This window comes from Photobacterium sp. GB-50 (assembly GCF_003026755.1).
GTDB lineage: Bacteria > Pseudomonadota > Gammaproteobacteria > Enterobacterales > Vibrionaceae > Photobacterium.
The window spans coordinates 322,148-341,422 of sequence record NZ_PYNX01000002.1; the positions used below are offsets into that span (position 1 = coordinate 322,148).

Genomic DNA, 19,275 nt, shown 5'->3' on the forward strand with positions numbered 1-19,275 from the left:
AGCTTGCGGTAACGCAACACCGAAAGGGAACCTGAGAAATCAGGTTCCCTTTTTTAATATATTGATTATTTTCTCTGTTGACCTTGTCTCTTGAGACAATACTTTTATTTTTAGTGTTAAGCCTTTTGTTTCCTCAACAACACTAAATTGAATTTAGTGCCTATAGGGCTTCTTATTAAGCATGTGTACAAACGTTAACGCTGGCTTGAGAGTTGAATAAATAGTAAACATTAAAAAAGGACTGAATGTTTCCACTCAGTCCTTTTTGTGTTTTTCACAATATTAAATACTACGCAGGCACTTCTTGTTTTTTCTCTTTAGGTGCTAGCTGCTCCGCCAGTTTGTGCATTTCAGGGAGCATACGGTGGATCAAGTGAAGTTGCTGTAACACCATACGTACAGAGGTGCAGTCTTCATCACGCCATTGTCCTAAACGCTGATCCAAATCGAGATCTAATGCGGGTGCCTTTTGACATGTGTTACCTGTCAGTTGTGCCGCTAAACATTCTAAGTGAGCATGAATAATACGGTGCGCTTCAGACACTAACTGATGGGTTTTATCGTCATCGAGCTGTGTTCGGTGTGCACCTAATGCCGAGATATAACTGAGCATGGCATGGTTTAAGGTTAAGAATCGGAAACTTTCATTAGCATCAATTTGGTAACGCTCAGGCTCTGCTAACATATTACTGATCGCCGTATTTAAATGGGCATCAGTATTGTGAGCGTCACGACGGGCAATACGGTAGCTTAAACTGTCTTTTTTACCGATTCGGTACTGACCAATAATTTGTGCTAAGTAATCTTTATTGGCATTGATAGCGCCTGACATCGATTTGTGTAATCGCTTAGATTCCCAATCTGGCAAAATAAAGGTAACGGCTAAAACGGCTAATAAACAGCCAATTAAGGTATCGCCTAAACGCGGCAGAATAACAGCATACCCTTCACCTAATTGGTTAAAACAGAATAAGACGAGTAAGGTAATAAATGCCGTTGCCCAGCCGTATTTCACCATTCTAAAGGCAAAGAAAAGCACGCCTGCAGCAACCATCAATACCAGTTGACCTTCTTGTCCTGGGAATAAATAAAGCAGCGGAATACCTGCGAAGATACCTGCCAAAGTGCCAATAACACGTTGGCGTAGTTTTTGGCGAGTCGCACTGTAGTTTGGCTGACAGACAAAAAGGGTGGTCAGTAATATCCAATAACCCCGTTGCAGATCGAGTGCTTGAATACAGCCGTAGCCCACTGTTAAGGCTATGGCCATACGTATCGCATGACGAAAAAGTATGGAGTCGGTATTGAACTGGGCGCTGATACGTTTACCTAATTCTTTAAAGCCATGCGCTTCGTTATCTGATAACTGAATTTCGTCACTGTCTTCGTTATAGCTTGCATCAGGGTTATTGATGTTCATTAACTGACGTTCAACCGTGGCGAGGTTGTTGAATAGGAAATCGAGTTGGATTAACAACATGTTCCATTCTGGTTTATTTTGGCTATGAAGGTACTGTAATGAATCTTGCAGTTCATTTAAGGCTTTCATGCTTTTTTCATCGTGGGTGTACGATTTCCCCATTGCTAATGCAGTTGAAATATCACGGCAAGCAACGGCTTGAGAACGTAATAAACGTTGGAAACGAAATAGCACATCACTACGGTTAAAGTTGGCTGCTAAATCTTGGTAACGATAATGTGAAGAACTGGCACGTTCATGAATATCTTGTGCCATAAAATAAATCGTTAAGAATCTATCGCCTGTCGTGTTGGGTTGTCCGCGTCTTGCTCGATGTAACAGGGTGGCTTTTGCTGAATTTAGCGCGTTAACGACTCGTGCGTTTTGGCTTGCAGCTTTTAATCGAAGAGGTTGCGGCACTAAGTCGGCAACAGGTTCAAAGAGTTGGCTTTTATGATCTAAATAATCGGCAAACTCGCTAAACACATTAGCAAGGCTGCGTTGTACGGGTTGGTTAGGCCAAAGGATGTGCCATGCTAAGGATAAACAGCCATACCAAAATGCACCCCCTAGTAACAACATCGGCTGGGACCATAAATCGACACTATGATCAGCACCTAGCATGGTGTAAACCGCCAGCAATAATGAAGCAAATGCAATACTTGCGTAGCGTGATCCCATTGCACCTAACATGATGAAACAAAATGTTGACGTGAACAGTCCTAATGCAAAAAAGAGAGGATAAGGGAATAGGACTTCAATCGAAACAGATGCAATTAAAAAACAAAGTAAAGTGAGCGAAAGCGCTTTAATTCTACCGAGAAAATTGTCATCAGTTTCAGCTAGCGCAGCAGCAATAACCCCTAGTACTAACGGTGTCACCTCGCTATTTGAATTGTAATACCAGCAAGGGAGTACGACGCCAACTAACGCAATGAGAACACGAATTGAGTAGTTTATTCTATCGTTCACCCAGTAACGGCGAAAATTTAGATGTAACTTGTTAGTTTGCATATAGATATTAACAATCTTCTGATAAATAATTACAGCGAACGGCTAGAATAACCTTGCCGTAAATTTGATCCAATGGAAGTTCTATAAAGACTTAAATTATTGGGTTATGTAGCTTAGAAATCGGCTTAACGATAACAGAATTTGGTGATAGATACTGCATCGACATCTCATGAAAGAACGTTCGTTTGATAAAAACGAGCAAGTTTTGTTCATTGGTTGAACTTTACTATTGAAGCTGAATCCAAAAATACATTTGTTTGTTCTGCTAGTGGAATTAATAAGTAAATAAATCTTAGAACGCTATGGCATAACAGGAGTTATTGGTACTCTATAGCGATATAAACCCAAGAAACTTGGGTAGACATCCGATCATAGGGTGATTGGACCTTTTCTATTTTAGCTGCACGTTTTTTTACGCGGCTATGTTCAATATTACGCCCATATAAGAATATGGAAAAGTTGGTGAGATAATGCAATTAAGTGCCAGTTGGTTAGCACAATGGTTAGTGCAGGGTGATTATTACAGTATCGCTTTAGATGACAATGCATTGGTTTTAGATAGCCAAGTTGGCTCAGAAGTGATCTCGTTTGACGATTGGGATGGCTCAATTGAAATACATCGTGGTGTGTTATGGGGAGCGTTAGAGCTAACCTCTTCTGATCAGCAATATTGCTGGACTATTCATGGTTTGCCTTGGAGCGAATGTAAGCCGTTTGCCGCTTTTCTTATCCGCACGTATCAAGATTGGGCAAGAAATCGCGTTGATAAATTAGACGCTGTTTTACCTGAAATCTTACAGCGTATTGGCAAATTTTCATCACAGCCGGGCTATTTACGTGGCTCTGAGCATGAATCGTTACATACTTTCCTTCATCAATCGCTTGCTGATACAGATTTAACACCAGAGTTAGCGGCATCATTCCGTCCTCGTAGCTTTGAAAAAATTTCGCCTTGGCTAGAAGAACATCAAGATTGGGTTGAAGAACACAATAAGACTTGGATTAAGCAGCAATCTGAAAAATGGGGATCATGGTTTGATAGTTTTGAGCGTTCACCATTAAATGACTCTCAACGAGAAGCGGCGTTAATCAACCAAGATCATAACTTAGTACTTGCCGGTGCAGGTACGGGTAAAACCAGTGTTTTGGTGGCTCGTGCAGGCTACTTAATTGCGAGTCAGCAAGCCGTACCTGAAGATATTTTGATGCTGGCATTTGGCCGAAAAGCGGCAGAAGAAATGTCGGAGCGTATGGGGGAGAAAGTCAGCGATCGCGTGAAAGTTGCTACCTTCCATAGCTTAGGTTCGCAAATCATCGCAGAAGTAGAAAAAGAAAAGCCTAATGTAGCAGGTGTCGCTATTGATGCACGTGTTCGTTCAGCATGGATTGCCCGTATGTTGATTGAACAATGGAATAAATCAGCGTCAGCGAGCAAATGGCAACGTCACCTTACGCAATGGCGAGTTCCGGGTTTTAGCAAAGAAAACACGATGGAACAGCAGGCTGAAAATGAGCAATTGCAAGCTTGGGTTTGGCGCCATATTGAATTATTAGGTCAATCGACATTGTCGAAAGAAGCGCTAATAGAAGAAATTCAAAATAACAATAACCCAGCGATGCGCCCGCGCATGAAGAGCGAATTAGAGTTATTGTGGCCTTGCTATCAAGCTTATCAGCAGTACTTAAAATCAAAGAAACAAATCGACTTTAACAGTATGATTGATGTGGCAACTCAATATGTTAAAGAAGGTAAGTTTGTGTCACCTTGGCGCTTTATTATGGTGGATGAGTACCAAGATATTTCGCCACAACGTTTAGCGCTAATTGAAGCATTATGCGGCCAGAAAGTAGAAGGTAAGTCGACACCAACCTTGTTTGCCGTTGGGGATGATTGGCAGGCTATTTACCGCTTTGCGGGGGCTGATGTTAACCTAACGACTGACTTTGAAGGGCGTTTTGGTTCATCTCATATCACTGAGCTATCAACAACGTATCGCTTTAATAGCATGATTGGTGAAGTGGCAAACTTATTTATTCAACAAAACCCAAGCCAAATTAAAAAGCAGTTGACCAGCTTTACGAAACAAAATAAGAAAGCGGTTACTTTGCTTGATAGTGATTTAATGCTGCAAGATTTAACCCGTTTAGCCAAACTTTATGATAATAAAGAAACGAGCGTGATGATCTTGGGTCGTAACAATAAGCAGAAACCAGCAAAGTTTGAAGACTGGAAAGCACAGTGGCCACAACTTAACTTGAAATACATGACATGCCACGCGAGTAAAGGGCGTGAAGCTGATTATGTCTTTATAGTTGATGTTAACAAAGGTATTTTCCCGTCTCCAGATCGTGAAACAGGTTTAGCTGCTGTGATGCAACCACGTACTGAAAACTATACTGATGCTGAAGAACGCCGTTTGTTCTATGTGGCGTTAACACGTGCGCGTAAACATGTATGGGTATGTGCTGGTTCACATAATACATCTTCTTTTATCAATGAGTTAATCGAAGATAAGTACCCTGTAAATAATAAGATTAAACGCATTAAGTAATGATGTGATTGTTAAAAAACCGACCTATTAAAGGTCGGTTTTTTTATTTCTGTAAAAGTAAGTTGTGGCTTTTATCATTATTAGCCGACTTTATGGAAACTAACGATGTTGTTTGATGGAGCATTGGCATCGATGTACTCTTTGACCTGTAATTGCTGCTCATCGGTTAGGTATAACCCCAATTTAGTTCGGCGCCATAAGAAGTCTTCGACCGTTTTTACATGTTCATGTGCGATAACATAATCAATTTCTTTTTGGTACACACCATCAGCAAATTGAATGCCCATATCGTCAATACAAGCTACATCTGCCAACATCTTATAGCAGTAACTTCCAAATTGTTTTACATAACGTAGTGCTTGTTTATCACTTAGCCATGGGTAACGGCTTTGTAAGCTTTCTGCGAGTTGTTTTCGTGAACAGCTAAAATTTCCACCAGGTAGGGCTTGATTGGCTGTCCATGATTTGCCCATTTGCGGGAAGAAAGGTTCTAGGTGTTTCATCGCCGATTCTGACAGCTTTCGGTAGGTCGTCAATTTGCCACCAAAAATTGAAAGCAAAGGTGCTTGGTCGAGTTCTTGCTCAAGTTCTAGTGTGTAATCACGTGTGATTGCTTGTGGTGAATTTGATTCATCATCACACAGTGGACGAACGCCGCTAAACGTCCACACCACATCTTCTCGGTTGAGTTGATCAACAAAGTGTTGATTTACAATATCAATTAGGTAGTCGATCTCAGTCTCATCAATCGCGACATGACGAGGATCGCCTTTGTATTCCAGATCTGTGGTGCCAATGATTGAAAAGTCATCAAGGTAGGGAATAACAAAAACAATTCGGTTATCTTTGTTCTGAAGAATATAGGCTTGCTCTTCATTATGAATTTTTGGCACGACAATATGAGAGCCTTTGATCAAACGAATGTTACGAGGCGATGGCGTTTCTAAACCGTTATCAAAAAATTGTTTAACCCAAGGTCCTGCCGCATTAACAAGCGCTTTGGTTCGTCGCTCAAAGCGCTCACCTGTACGTTGATCAACCATGGTAACGCGCCAAATATCCCCTTCTCGTACCGCGCTTTCAACTTTGCAGTAGTTGGCTACTTCGCCACCATTTTCTTCAATAGCCATAATGTTTAATAGCACTAAACGCGCGTCATCAACCCAGCAATCAGAGTACTCAAACCCCACTTTCATTTCTGGTTTAAGTAAACCAGATTGTGCCAGATTAATTTTTTTACTCGCAGGTAAGGTGGTTCGTTTGCCTAAATTATCATAAAGAAATAGACCACTGCGGATCATCCAAGCTGGGCGTAAAAAAGGACGGTGAGGAAGGCGGAATCGCATCGGCTCGGCAACATGAGGCGCTTTTTTTAAGAGCACCTCACGTTCAGCGAGTGCTTCGGAAACAAGGCGAAATTCATAATGTTCAAGGTAGCGTAGACCACCATGGATGAGCTTTGAACTTGCAGATGATGTGGCAGAGGCAAAATCATTTGCTTCGTATAAAGCAACATTTAAGCCTCGACCAGCCGCATCTGCTGCAATACCAGCACCATTAATACCGCCACCGATGACGATGATATCGAGAAGAGGGGTTGCGCTATTGTATTTAGTGATATCCATAAAACGACCTTAAAAAATGAGCAAACGAACATAAGAGAGCATAATGTAAGCATAACTTAAGTTTCGTTTGTGATCATTTATTGTTTTCGTTTGTTGTTCGTTTTTGCTCGTTTATGTGATTTGTATAAAAAAATGCGCTTTTATATTGAATGAGTTTTGCGATTGTTAGCATGTTTTACTCATTATGGTCATGCTCTGAAACCACCTCAATTTGTAATTGATGTTCATTAATAATTGAAAGAATATTTTCAGGTGGTTGCTGATCGGTAAAGAGTGCATCCACTTGCGAAATACAGCCCAGTTTGACCATCGCATTACGTCCAAATTTAGAGTGATCCACAGCAAGAAATACTCGGCGGCTATTTTCAATAATGGCTTGCTTTACGCGCACTTCATGATAATCAAAATCAAGTAACGAGCCGTCATTATCGATACCACTGATCCCTAAGATGCCGAAATCTAAGCGAAATTGTTGGATGAAATCGAGCGTGGCTTCTCCAATGATACCGCCATCATGATCACGAACTTCACCGCCGGCGAGAATCACTTTAATTTCTGGGTTTGATAACAAAATCGTGGCAGCATTTAAGTTGTTGGTTACAACACGTAGTTGTTTGTGTTGGACACACAGCGCACGTGCGACAGCTTCAGGTGTAGTGCCGATATCAATAAACAGCGATGCACCATCAGGGATATGTTTAACAAGACTTGCAGCGATTAAGTCTTTCTCGCTAAAATTAAGTGATTTACGGGTAATGTAAGAGGTATTTTCAGAGCTAAGTGGCGTCGTAGCTCCACCGTGATAGCGACGAATTTTATTAGCGTCGGCGAGTTCGTTCAGATCGCGGCGAATCGTTTGAGGGCTGACGTTAAAACGTTCGACTAACTCTTCTGTACTGACATAGCCTTGTTTTTTCACCAACTCTATAATTTCTTGGTGTCTTGGTATTTGTTTCACTAAAAAATTCCCTGTCTTACTTGGCATTGCCAGATATACATTTAAATATAATGTTATCTATTGTGCTTTAATTTTCCTTTCCATAGAAGTGATTCAATTCTCTTATCTGTATTCAAATAAAAAAGAGCGTTACAAAGAACGCTCTTTTTCTCTTTTATTCGTTTTATGAATAATTAATCTTCGCAATCATGCATTTCTGCCCATGTTTGCGCGCATTTAACTGCGCGTTTCCAACCTTTATAGCGTCGCTCACGCTTATCATCACAAGCGTGGGGACTGAAAGTGCGGTTAATTACGGCTTTATCTTTAAGCTCATCAATATTACTCCAGAATCCGACAGCTAAGCCTGCAAGATAAGCGGCACCTAATGCAGTGACTTCGGTGACTTCTGGGCGCTGAACTTCGGTATCTAATACATCAGACTGGAATTGCATTAAGAAGTTATTGGCAACGGCGCCACCGTCAACTTTCAATGTGGCAAGCTGAATACCTGAATCCGCTTTCATGGCGTCAATAACATCACGGGTTTGATAAGCAATACTTTCAAGCGTCGCACGAATAATATGGTTTGAGTTCACACCTCGGGTTAAGCCAACAATTGTGCCGCGTGCGTAAGCATCCCAATATGGCGCACCTAACCCCGTAAAGGCCGGTACGACATAAACACCGTTTGAAGTATCAACCTTAGTGGCAAAGTACTCGGAATCTTTGGCATCAGCTAATAGTTTCATTTCATCACGTAGCCATTGAATCGATGCGCCCCCCATAAATACAGCACCTTCAAGTGCGTAGGATGCTTCACCTGATGGGCCACAGGCTAATGTAGTGAGTAGACCATGAGTTGATGATACTTTTTCTTGTCCTGTATTCATTAACAAGAAACAGCCCGTTCCGTAGGTGTTTTTAGCTTGCCCTGGCTCAACACACATCTGACCGTAGAGAGCGGCTTGTTGATCACCGGCAATACCCGCAATTGGAATACGTGTGCCGCCTTTACCACCAATATTGGTTTTACCGTAGACTTCCGATGAGCGTTTTACTTCTGGCATCATAGAGGCAGGAATACCTAACTCATCGAGCAGCTTTTGATCCCACTCAAGGGTATTGATATTAAATAACATGGTACGAGAGGCGTTGGTGTAATCTGTTACGTGAACGCGGCCTTGAGTCATTTTCCATACTAGCCAAGTATCAACAGTACCAAACAGTAATTTACCAGCCTCAGCATCTTCTCGCGCGCCATCAACATTATCTAAAATCCATTTTACTTTGGTACCAGAGAAATAAGGGTCAAGAACAAGACCTGTATTCTCGCGTACATATTCTTCTAATCCACGTTGCTTTAATTCTTCACAGATCTCTGCGGTACGACGACACTGCCATACAATGGCGTTATAAACTGGCTTACCTGTTTCTTTATTCCAAACAATAGTAGTTTCACGTTGGTTTGTAATACCGATCGCTGCAATTTGATCGCTACGAATACCTGACTGGCCTAATACTTCGACTAAGGTTGAACTTTGGGTGGCATAGATCTCTAGTGGATCATGTTCAACCCAACCCGCTTGAGGATAAATTTGGGTAAATTCTCTTTGTGCGACACTTACGATATTGGCATCGTGGTCAAGAATAACTGCACGAGAGCTTGTTGTGCCTTGGTCTAACGCTACGATGTATTTTGGATCGTTCATGTTTTTGTCCTTTGTTTCAAACTATTATAATTATACTAGGTAGTAGAGGTTAAGCTTGCGTGCGAGCTTCTTCTTCTGTGTTTTTGTCACATTGATTTGGAATTGTACAACCTTGTCCTTGTTGAGGCAGATGCGCTGCAACAACTTTAGGGTATAACCAGCCACCAAAACAGGCGCCAGCAATGGGAGCTAAAATCGGCACAATAAAGTAAGGAATATCAAGGCCACCTGTCAGTGCTTTATCCCAACCGGCGAAATAGGCGAACAACTTAGGGCCAAAATCACGCGCTGGATTCATAGCAAAACCTGTTAATGGACCTAAAGAGCTACCAATTACGGCAATTAAAATTCCGATAAGTAATGGATTTAAAGCACCACGGGATGCGCCATTATTTTCATCACCAAGGGCTAAGATGGCGAACATCAATACTGCTGTGATCACAAACTCGACAGCAAATGCGCCGAAAAATGACAGACTGGCATGTGGGTAAGTCGAGAAGATCCCTGCGGTTGCCAATGCTTCATTACTGCTTCGTACAAATTGATGGGTAATTTCATATTGGGTAAAGAGGTTGCTATATAGGGCATAGATAAGCGCAGCAGAGCAGAAAGCACCAAGAAGTTGACTAATAATGTAAGGTGCGACTTTCTTTTTATCAAAACCGTGAAATGCAGCAAGAGCAATAGTAACGGCTGGGTTAATGTGAGCGCCAGACACGCCTGCAGTACAATATATGGCTATAGTGACACCTAATCCCCAGATAATACTGACTTCCCATTGACCAAAGTCAGCGCCTGTTAATACTAAAGCGGCGACACAGCCGACACCAAAAAAGATTAACAAGCCTGTACCGATAAATTCAGCGATACATTCGCCGAGTAGTGAGGGGGCTTTCGTTATTGTCATTTTAATTATCCTTATTATTCACATCGAATGTTATTGTCTGGGAGCACGGCATATCTTCTACAATATTCGACATTTCGAAAACAAAGAAACATTAAAAGTGAGCGTTCGAGCATTAAATGAAAATAAAATGTATTTGTTTTGTTAAATGGCTCATATTTTTTAAACGAATAAATCCATATAAAAATATAAAACGAAAGGTGTTATGCGTATTTATATCTTTTATGAAGGTATGAAGTGGCGAGTATTGATGAGTTGTCGTCATAAAAAAGGACTCATATGAGTCCTTCGTTTTTGTTCTATTTGAAAGCTTAGTTAGGGATTAACATACACAATCACTTTACCGCTATGTTTTTTATTTTGAATATTAGTGAGTGCGTCAGGAAGTTTGGGAAAAGGGACGATTTTTTCTACCATACTTTTAAGCTCACCGTCAGCAACAAGTTCACTGAGTTTATTACCAATATCTGCAAGATGAGCAATATGTTCTGGTGCTCCGTGGGCATAGGTGCCATGTAAAGCCACTTCATGGATACTTAATGCTTTAGTCGTCGCTAATAGCGGCACTTGAGTAAACTGATCGGCGACCATCACAATATGTCCGTTATAACGGATTAGCGCGCTCATAAGGCTACCAGAACGTGCAGAGACACAGTCGATGACGCCATGCAGCATTTGATCTTCAGTTAGATTGATTATCTCGAGGGCAATATTTTGCTCTGGCGAGAGTACTGCATCAAGTCCATAGCTTAATAAGCGTTGGTGGTGTTGACGTTCAGCAATCGCATAAACTGTCGCCCCTGCTTTTTTTGCAAGTTGCGCTGCAAATCCACCGACTCCGCCACCGGCTCCTGTAATAGCAATACGTTGGCCTTTCTGGACTTGTAATTTGTCGTGAACGGCTATCCATGCACTATATCCAGCACAGGGTAAAGCGGCGGCATCAGTGAAAGATAAGGTAATAGGAATACGACTTGCGGCAGAGGCTTTGATGCAGGCATATTCGGCAAATCCACCTGCAGTTCGAGGATCGGCAAAGAAGATGACCCTGTCACCGATTGAAAATTGTTTTACATTCTCGCCTATACTTTCAACCGTTCCCGCAACATCTAATCCGATTATCTGAGGATAATTCCATGTTGCGTAACCCCATTCTGTTAATTTGTAATCCATGGGGTTTAACCCTACAGCCGCGACTTTTATGCAAATTTCGTCTGCGCTAGGAGTAGGCTTATCGGTTTCTTCGAGAGATAGTGCGCTTATTCCATTTGGCTGTTTTAACATCCACGCTTGCATTGGCAACTTCCTCTACTACATATAATCTATTTAACAATATAACGCATTACATGTATTTTCGTCATTTAGTTGAAGCAATTGTGCCAAAACGGAAGGGATTTCAATTAATTGTTATTTTCTCGTAACGGTGAAGTTGTTTGAGCCTTTTACGATGAAGGCAAAAGGCTAAAAGTAACCAAGGATTAATTGATACGCTCTGCTAGGTAAGCATCGTAATCAGGAACTTCAATACTGACTTCTTGATCGAGAAGCGGTGAGGTGATCATGAAGTTTGCGCTAGCACGGTTAGTCGCAACAGGGATATTCCATACTGCTGAAATACGGAGTAACGCTTTTACATCTGGGTCATGAGGAACGGAATTGAGTGGGTCCCAAAAGAAAATCATCATATCGATTTTTCCTTCAGAAATCAGTGCGCCTAATTGTTGGTCTCCTCCCATTGGACCACTGATTAAGCAAGTGATCGGTAAACCTATTTCTTTTGATAAGAGGTGTCCTGTTGTACCTGTAGCGTATAGCTCGTGAGATGCCAGTTTATCTTTATGTTCTTTAACCCAACGAAGTAGATCAACTTTACAGTTATCGTGTGCAACGAGGGCGATATGTTTAGAGGATGCCATTGTGCGGGTTGTTCTGTGCATCATATTTCCTTGCTAAGATGTTCTGATCGTAATGATGAAATAAATAGATATCAGAACCTTATAAATGAGTAAAACACAATAATCTAATTATTAGCGGTGATACAAATATTATATTTGAGAACAAAATATCCTGCGTCAAAGAGCCTATGACGCAGGACAAAGCATTATTGTTTTACGTGGTGGTCTTTAACGTAAAAAGAAGGGCGGAACTCAGCGGGTGATAACGACTCTGCAATCACTTTTTTAGGTAAATATTCTGGTGTGAGATTGACAATTGAAGGTGCAATATCGAGTACGACTGGCTTATGTTCAAGATAACGAACAGCTTGGTCGATAGATAGCATGGCTTGTTCCGCCATTTTATCGGTAGGGGAAAATAATATGCGATGACGTCTTAAGCCTCGATAAACACCATGACTGAGGTAAGTTGATACAATTTTTATATTGTGAATATCGTGAGTGCGTAGTTCACTGATTGCTACTTCTGCCGCCACTGCGCCACCCACAATGTAGTTAATATCCTCTTTCGATGCGAGGATTTGCTGAATTAAATTACGTTGTAATTCTTTACTGTTATCGGCCCATAAGGTTGTCACAATTTCTACATCGCTGTTTTTAATTGCGTCTTTAAAACCACGAGAAACCGGTTTGGTACCACCTCGAAGTTGAGGGCCTGGTAGCCAAGCAACTTTGACTATACCTGAACCTTTCGGGTGACGTTTAGCGAGGTATTTTCCTGTCGCTTTACCCATGTCATACCAATTTACGCCTACTTTGGCTTTCACATGTTGGCGAATATCAGGATCGGTAAAATCAATATTGTTCGTCATCAAAAATACAGGCGTGTTACCGATGAGTTTAGAAAGTTTTCCGTTATAGGCTTTGTCATCTACCGTACCTAGGATAATCGCATCTGCACCCCATTGATGGCATTTTTGAAGCTGCAATGTTTGCTTATCTAAATTGGGATAACCGCCAGCTTCCATCACTTTTAATGTTATGCCTAATTTTTTTGCTTGTTTAACCATTCCATAATTGATCGATAACCAATATGAATCTTTTAAATGTGGGTAAACTGCACAGATCTTCCATGGCTTAGTGACGGAAGTTAAAAAATCATATTGGATTTCTGTCGCTTTTTTATCAGCCTTAAAAGGGGGGTGATAGGAGATTACTTCTTGTGCAGAAGAAGCTTGGATGGAAAATAAAAACAAAACAAAACAAAAAATGCGCATTTATACCAACATTATTTTAGGTTTAAAGTCGTATCGCTGGCAAAATAGTAACGCTTTATTTTCTCTTGTGAAATAGCGAGCATACTGAGCAACGACAGATATACGATATTATATACCCAAGTAACCTTGAGATGTTTAATTGAGTGGCAACACGCTACATTATTAAGTGCTTAAAGTCACTTTAGTATGTATGGGCTGCAAACACTTAGATGTAGAGATTATTTATGACGTTTACCCTAAAAGGTATCGGAACAAAATTGTTAATAGCTTTTTCTGCAATGGCAGGCTTGATGATCATTGCAGTAATGATTGGTGTTGCAGGTTTTTCTTTAGTGGCTAAAACTGAGCGTACGGTAATTAATTCAGCTGTGCCTGCATTAGCAGAAGCACGACAGTTATCAGATTTAAGTTCTCGTATTATTTTTAATGCGCAAGTATTAGCAAAATCTAAAGCAGAATCTGAACGTATGCGCCAAGGGCGTGCATTAACCATTCATATCGAAGCGTTGAATCGAAGTTTGCATTCACTTGAACAATTTTCTTTTGATCAACCGTTAATGGTCAAATTAGAACAAGATGTAAAGCGTATTGTTGATAATTTAGCATTATTAGGTTTACTGGTAGGGCGTCAGATCGATCTTCAAAGTCAGTTAGATAAGTTAACAACAGAGATGACGAAAGCCACTCATCAAATTGATAATTTATCCCAATCTCAGGTTTCAAATGCCAATACTATTGCGGTAGCTAATGTGTCTCGCATTTATGATTTAGTCGCAGATGGAAATAAACCTGCTGTCTATAAAGCATTAGATAGTCTCGTTGAAGTGGATATGGACTTATCTGAACGTTTATTTGAACTGCGATTTTTATCGTTACAAGTGATCAATATGCTGGATGATTCTAGTCGTATTGTTGATATTAAATCTCTCGTGGCGCTTAAAAAACGCTATAACGACGCGGTAGGTATCATGAGTCAGCGAGTTAAATCCGTAGAAGATCCTAGCCGTTCAGAACAATTAGTTGAGCTAACTACTCAGCTTAATCGTGGCCGTTTGTTGTTTGGGGTTATTGAGCAACTAATTTATGCAAAGCAAGATGTCGAGCGCCTTGATCAACAAAATTTGGTGTTATTCCAGCAGTTAAATAATACCGTTGATGACATTATTGATGTTGCTAATGTGAATACTCAGCAAGCGGTTAAACGTGTTGATCATACTTTAACACTTGCCCGAAATACGTTAATAGTGATCTCTGCGGTTGGTTTATTGGCGTTAGTGCTCATTATGTGGCGATTTGTTTATGCAAGGGTGATTTGCCGTATTAACGAATATAGCCGTGCGTTATCAGCTTTAACCCGAGGCGATTTAGGGGTCAGAATTAACGTCAAAGGGGATGATGAATTAGCGCAAATGGGGCGAGCTATTTTAGTGGCTCGTGACACCGCTAATGAGCGATATCGTTTGGCGCAAGCAGAGTCAAAAGCTCGGCAAGAATTACAAGAGCATAAAGCTAGCCTTGAACGATTAGTTGCAAAACGTACTGGCGAGCTTGAGAAAATAAACAGTCGCTTAAATGAAGAAGTTTATAATCATTATAAAGCGCGCGATGAAGCCGAAAAAGCAAACCGCGCGAAGTCTTCATTTCTTGCAACTATGAGCCATGAGATCCGAACACCAATGAATGGTGTCTTAGGTACTGCATCGTTATTAGCAGATACACAATTAACATCACAACAGAAACGCTATCTCGATGTGATAAACCGCAGTGGTGAAACCTTACTTGATATTTTAAATGACATTCTTGATTACTCGAAAATTGAAGCTGGGCATTTAGATATAAGGCCAAGTAACTTTTCCGTTGTTCGGATGGTTACTGATGTGTCTAATATGTTAGAAGGGCGAGCGTTTGCAAAACGTATTGGTCTTGAGTGCCATATTTCACCACAAGTTGAAGGAATATGGTTTGGTGACGAGAGTCGCATACGTCAAGTGCTAGTAAATCTCGTAGGTAATGCGATTAAGTTTACAGATACGGGCAAAGTTTCAATTTTTGTAGAGCCTCATCCCGACATGCCAGATGAATTGCTGTTTTCTGTAAAAGATACGGGTATTGGTATTGATGAAGAAGAGCAAAACCTTTTATTTAGTGCTTTCCAGCAAGCAGAAGCAGGACGAAAATCCATTGAAGGTACAGGTCTAGGCTTAGCAATTAGCAAACACATTGTAGCGGCAATGGATGGTGAAATTGGTTTAGAATCAGTAGTTGGTGAAGGGAGTTGTTTTTGGTTTGCATTGCCTCTTGAGCATGGCGAAGGGAATTTAGAAACCGATGATAAAAGAGTGATTATGCGTTCTGCTCATATTTTGCTGGTAGAAGATAACCCAGTAAACAGTATGGTTGCTGAAGGTTTCTTAACTCGTTTAGGCCATACTGTTGTCACGGCTGCTGATGGTGCTGAAGCTGAAGAAATATACAAAAAACAACGTTTTGATATCGCGTTATTAGATATTAACTTACCTGATACTGACGGTGTTCAGTTACTCAGTCGTTTACGCCGCTTAGAAGATAATAGCCATGAAGCATGGGAAGAGCCGACGCCGATGGTTGCGTTTTCTGCTCATGTTTTTCGTGAAGAAGTGGAGTTATATTTAAATGCTGGTTTTGCAGGATTCTTACCTAAACCGTTAGTTGAAAAGCAGTTGATTGATACAATGAGCAGTATCTTAAAAGGTGAGAAACGCGTGATTATCGAAAAAGGTATTGGAGAAGAGAGCGTGGAAGTGAAGCCAACAGAGAATACGATTCCACTATTAAAAGAGTCCGTATTAGGCAGTGATCTTCAAGTATTGGGCGAAGCGCAAGTGAAGCAGCTTATTCACTTATTTGGAGAATCATCGAGCTTAACGTTATCAAAACTACATCAGGCTATTGATGATAAAAATTTATCTGAAGTGGCTAAACAAGCGCATACCTTAAAAGGTGCAGCTGGAACCATGGGGCTAATGCAACTTCATCATATTTGCTCTGAATTTGAAAAAAATGCGAAAGAAGGTTCAATTAAAAGTTTAGATCTGAGCTCGCTACAAAAAGTCTTTGATCAATCTGTCGCGATATTAGAAACCACCTTTATCAGTGCATAATCAAAGCTATTTAGATGAGAAAAGGGCATATACAGTGCCCTTTTTTAATGTCTATGAAACGTTCAGTACTATTTAGTTCCTATTTGAAACGATATCTAGATCAGAAGAGATAGCAGCGCTAGCTGATCAGCATCTTCAACAAGGTCAGACAGAATGTTATACCTGTAGCGGAAACAGCGGTTATTGCGACACCGACAATAGTGAGAGATCGCGATAGGTGGTGTTGAGAGAATAATCGTAACTATTCTAATTAGAGTAAAGTTATAGCCTTGCTGTTTTTCATACACGATTACTTGTGATTGTTATCAATAGCGTTACAAGGTGTGCAAGATGCTCAACCTTTAAAGACGAGGAAAGATGAAATGATAGGAGGTGTATAGTGATGTGGAATGATTTTTACGTGATAAAAAATAACCCCGAGAGCAAAGCCCTCGGGGTTAAAAAGATTACTTAGAGTAATTAAAAATTACTTCTTAGCGTTCTTTTCTTTCTGCTCAGCGATTACTTTTTCAGCAACGTTTGCAGGACATGGTGCGTAGTGTGCGAACTCCATAGAGAACTGACCACGACCAGAAGTCATTGTACGTAGAGAACCGATGTAACCAAACATTTCTGAAAGAGGTACATCAGCCTTGATACGAACGCCAGTTGTACCAGCCATTTGGTCTTTGATCATACCACGACGACGGTTAAGGTCACCGATAACATCACCAACGTGATCTTCAGGAGTGAACACGTCAACGTGCATGATTGGCTCAAGAAGCTGTGCACCAGCTTTAGGCATAGATTGACGGAATGCGCCTTTCGCTGCGATTTCAAATGCTACAGCAGATGAGTCAACTGCGTGGAATGCACCATCAACAAGCTCAACTTCAACATCAAGAACAGGGAAACCAGCAAGAACACCAGTATCCATCATGCCTTTGAAGCCTTTTTCGATTGCAGGCCAGAATTCTTTAGGAACGTTACCACCGATTACAGATGATGAGAACGTAAAGCCTGAACCTACTTCACCTGGCTTCATGATGTAGTCGATCTTACCGAACTGACCAGAACCACCAGACTGTTTCTTATGCGTGTAGCTATCTTCAACAGGTTTAGTGATAGTTTCACGGTAAGCAACCTGAGGTTGACCAACGATAAGGTCTACACCGTATGTACGCTTAAGGATATCAACCTTAATGTCTAGGTGAAGCTCACCCATACCTTTAAGGATTGTTTCACCTGAATCTTCATCAGTCTCAACTTGGAATGATGGATCTTCTGCAACCATCTTACCGATCGCGATACCCATTTTCTCAGAACCGCCTTTATCTTTTGGAGATACAGCGATTGAGATAACTGGTGTTGGGAAGATCATTGGCTCAAGAGTACACTCGTGCTTAACATCACATAGAGTGTGACCAGTTTGAACGTTCTTCATACCAACGATAGCGATGATGTCACCAGCTTGCGCGTAAGTAAGTTCGTTACGATCGTTAGCTTGCATCTCAACCATACGGCCGATACGCTCAGTCTTACCAGTTGCACTGTTAAGAACTGTATCACCTTTGTTCAGTTTACCTGAGTAAATACGAACGAAAGTTAGGGCACCAAAACGGTCATCCATGATTTTGAATGCTAGCGCTTTGAATGGTTCGTCAACAGAAACTGTTGCAACTTCACCAGTTGGCTCACCAGTTTCTGGATCTGTTAGTGGTTGTGGATCTACTTCTGTTGGAGAAGGTAGGTAATCAACAACAGCATCTAGTACAAGCTGCATACCTTTGTTTTTGAATGCAGAACCACAGAATGTTGGGAAGAAATCACAAGTACGAGTACCTTTACGGATACAACGCTTGATGTCTTCGATAGAAGGCTCTTCACCTTCCATGTAAGCTTCCATTAGGTCGTCATCTTGCTCAACAGCAGTTTCAACAAGCTCTTCACGGTAAGCTTCAACATCATCAACCATGTCAGCTGGGACGTCTGTGATTTCGTAGTTTTCTGGAAGACCAGTGTCATCCCAAACGTACGCTTGACGGTTTAGAACGTCAACAACACCAACGAAATCATCTTCACGACCGATTGGAAGTGTCATGATTAGCGGCGTTGCGCCAAGTACACTTTTAACTTGGTCTGTAACGCGGAAGAAATCTGCGCCCATACGGTCTAGTTTGTTAACGAAGATGATACGTGCAACTTCAGATTCGTTAGCGTAACGCCAGTTTGTTTCAGACTGAGGCTCAACACCACCAGAACCACAGAATACACCGATACCACCATCAAGTACTTTAAGAGAACGGTAAACTTCAACTGTGAAGTCAACGTGTCCAGGAGTATCGATAACGTTGAAACGGTGATCTTTCCAGAAACAACTTACAGCTGCTGACTGGATAGTAATACCGCGCTCAGCTTCCTGTTCCATGAAGTCAGTAGTAGATTCACCATCGTGAACCTCACCAGTTTTATGGATTTGACCAGTTAGCTTAAGGATACGCTCGGTAGTAGTAGTTTTACCCGCATCAACGTGGGCGAAAATACCAATGTTTCTGTATTTAGATAAATCTGTCATTGTTTTTCTCTATCAACAATTACGGTCACATGTGAGGTCGCGGATTATAGCACTACTTATATCAACCAGAACATAGCTATGCGTAATAAAATCGTTATTCGCTTGCTTTTTACTCTAGCTGTTAGGCTTGTTGCCCATTTACACAGCAAATCAAGCTACAAAAAACAAGGTTAGTTCAGGTTTTTAGGAATTGTAAGTTGCTAAAG

11 protein-coding genes are annotated in these 19,275 nt (G+C 41.1%); 2 read left to right on the top strand and 9 right to left on the bottom strand.

Translation table 11 applies throughout. From position 1 onward, the window contains the following. Window positions 1–289 precede the first annotated feature (289 nt). Window positions 290–2,473 (bottom strand): YccS family putative transporter, encoded by a 2,184-nt coding sequence (gene yccS / locus C9J41_RS04090; RefSeq protein ID WP_107245955.1) that lies wholly within the window; start codon window positions 2,471–2,473, stop codon window positions 290–292. A 470-nt stretch (window positions 2,474–2,943) separates the two neighbouring features. Here yccS and helD point away from each other — a divergent pair, with 470 nt between their 5' ends. After that, a complete protein-coding gene (gene helD / locus C9J41_RS04095; RefSeq protein ID WP_107287127.1) occupies window positions 2,944–5,025 on the top strand; it encodes a DNA helicase IV in 2,082 nt (693 codons plus the stop codon). Between the two features lie 80 nt (window positions 5,026–5,105). On the opposite strand, the gene glpD is transcribed toward helD, so the two are convergent. The 7 genes from glpD to torT form a co-directional block, all read right to left on the bottom strand. Continuing rightward, window positions 5,106–6,650 carry a glycerol-3-phosphate dehydrogenase gene (gene glpD / locus C9J41_RS04100; RefSeq protein ID WP_107294251.1) on the bottom strand — a complete coding sequence of 515 codons (1,545 nt, stop codon included), beginning with the start codon at window positions 6,648–6,650 and terminating at the stop codon, window positions 5,106–5,108. A 175-nt stretch (window positions 6,651–6,825) separates the two neighbouring features. Next, entirely contained in the window at window positions 6,826–7,608 is a 783-nt protein-coding gene (locus C9J41_RS04105) for a DeoR/GlpR family transcriptional regulator (RefSeq protein ID WP_107206242.1), read from the bottom strand. Between the two features lie 173 nt (window positions 7,609–7,781). Beyond that, a complete protein-coding gene (glpK, locus tag C9J41_RS04110) occupies window positions 7,782–9,299 on the bottom strand; it encodes a glycerol kinase GlpK (RefSeq protein ID WP_107206243.1) in 1,518 nt (505 codons plus the stop codon). Window positions 9,300–9,348: 49 nt separating this feature from the next. Continuing rightward, window positions 9,349–10,206 carry an MIP/aquaporin family protein gene (locus C9J41_RS04115; RefSeq protein ID WP_107245958.1) on the bottom strand — a complete coding sequence of 286 codons (858 nt, stop codon included), beginning with the start codon at window positions 10,204–10,206 and terminating at the stop codon, window positions 9,349–9,351. Window positions 10,207–10,518: 312 nt separating this feature from the next. Further along, the gene (locus C9J41_RS04120; protein WP_107206245.1) at window positions 10,519–11,499 is read right to left on the bottom strand and encodes a zinc-binding dehydrogenase; all 981 of its coding nucleotides are present in this window, start codon (window positions 11,497–11,499) and stop codon (window positions 10,519–10,521) included. Window positions 11,500–11,681: 182 nt separating this feature from the next. Then, entirely contained in the window at window positions 11,682–12,140 is a 459-nt protein-coding gene (locus tag C9J41_RS04125; protein ID WP_107206246.1) for a methylglyoxal synthase, read from the bottom strand. 164 nt (window positions 12,141–12,304) lie between these two features. Continuing rightward, window positions 12,305–13,375 carry a TMAO reductase system periplasmic protein TorT gene (torT, locus tag C9J41_RS04130; protein ID WP_107294252.1) on the bottom strand — a complete coding sequence of 357 codons (1,071 nt, stop codon included), beginning with the start codon at window positions 13,373–13,375 and terminating at the stop codon, window positions 12,305–12,307. A 224-nt stretch (window positions 13,376–13,599) separates the two neighbouring features. Here torT and torS point away from each other — a divergent pair, with 224 nt between their 5' ends. After that, window positions 13,600–16,515, top strand: a complete 2,916-nt coding sequence (torS, locus tag C9J41_RS04135) for a TMAO reductase system sensor histidine kinase/response regulator TorS (protein ID WP_107294253.1) — start codon at window positions 13,600–13,602, stop codon at window positions 16,513–16,515. Window positions 16,516–16,981: 466 nt separating this feature from the next. Here torS and fusA read toward each other — a convergent pair whose 3' ends face one another. Next, the gene (gene fusA, locus C9J41_RS04140; RefSeq protein WP_107206249.1) at window positions 16,982–19,069 is read right to left on the bottom strand and encodes an elongation factor G; all 2,088 of its coding nucleotides are present in this window, start codon (window positions 19,067–19,069) and stop codon (window positions 16,982–16,984) included. Between the last annotated feature and the right edge of the window lie 206 nt (window positions 19,070–19,275).

Excerpts from the sequence above, each read along its gene's own strand:
- yccS (WP_107245955.1), bottom strand. The coding sequence starts at position 2,473 with ATGCAAACTAACAAGTTACATCTAAATTTTCGCCGTTACTGGGTGAAC.
- helD (WP_107287127.1), top strand. The coding sequence starts at position 2,944 with ATGCAATTAAGTGCCAGTTGGTTAGCACAATGGTTAGTGCAGGGTGAT.
- glpD (WP_107294251.1), bottom strand. The coding sequence starts at position 6,650 with ATGGATATCACTAAATACAATAGCGCAACCCCTCTTCTCGATATCATC.
- glpK (WP_107206243.1), bottom strand. The coding sequence starts at position 9,299 with ATGAACGATCCAAAATACATCGTAGCGTTAGACCAAGGCACAACAAGC.
- C9J41_RS04115 (WP_107245958.1), bottom strand. The coding sequence starts at position 10,206 with ATGACAATAACGAAAGCCCCCTCACTACTCGGCGAATGTATCGCTGAA.
- C9J41_RS04120 (WP_107206245.1), bottom strand. The coding sequence starts at position 11,499 with ATGCAAGCGTGGATGTTAAAACAGCCAAATGGAATAAGCGCACTATCT.
- C9J41_RS04125 (WP_107206246.1), bottom strand. The coding sequence starts at position 12,140 with ATGCACAGAACAACCCGCACAATGGCATCCTCTAAACATATCGCCCTC.
- torT (WP_107294252.1), bottom strand. The coding sequence starts at position 13,375 with ATGCGCATTTTTTGTTTTGTTTTGTTTTTATTTTCCATCCAAGCTTCT.
- torS (WP_107294253.1), top strand. The coding sequence starts at position 13,600 with ATGACGTTTACCCTAAAAGGTATCGGAACAAAATTGTTAATAGCTTTT.
- fusA (WP_107206249.1), bottom strand. The coding sequence starts at position 19,069 with ATGACAGATTTATCTAAATACAGAAACATTGGTATTTTCGCCCACGTT.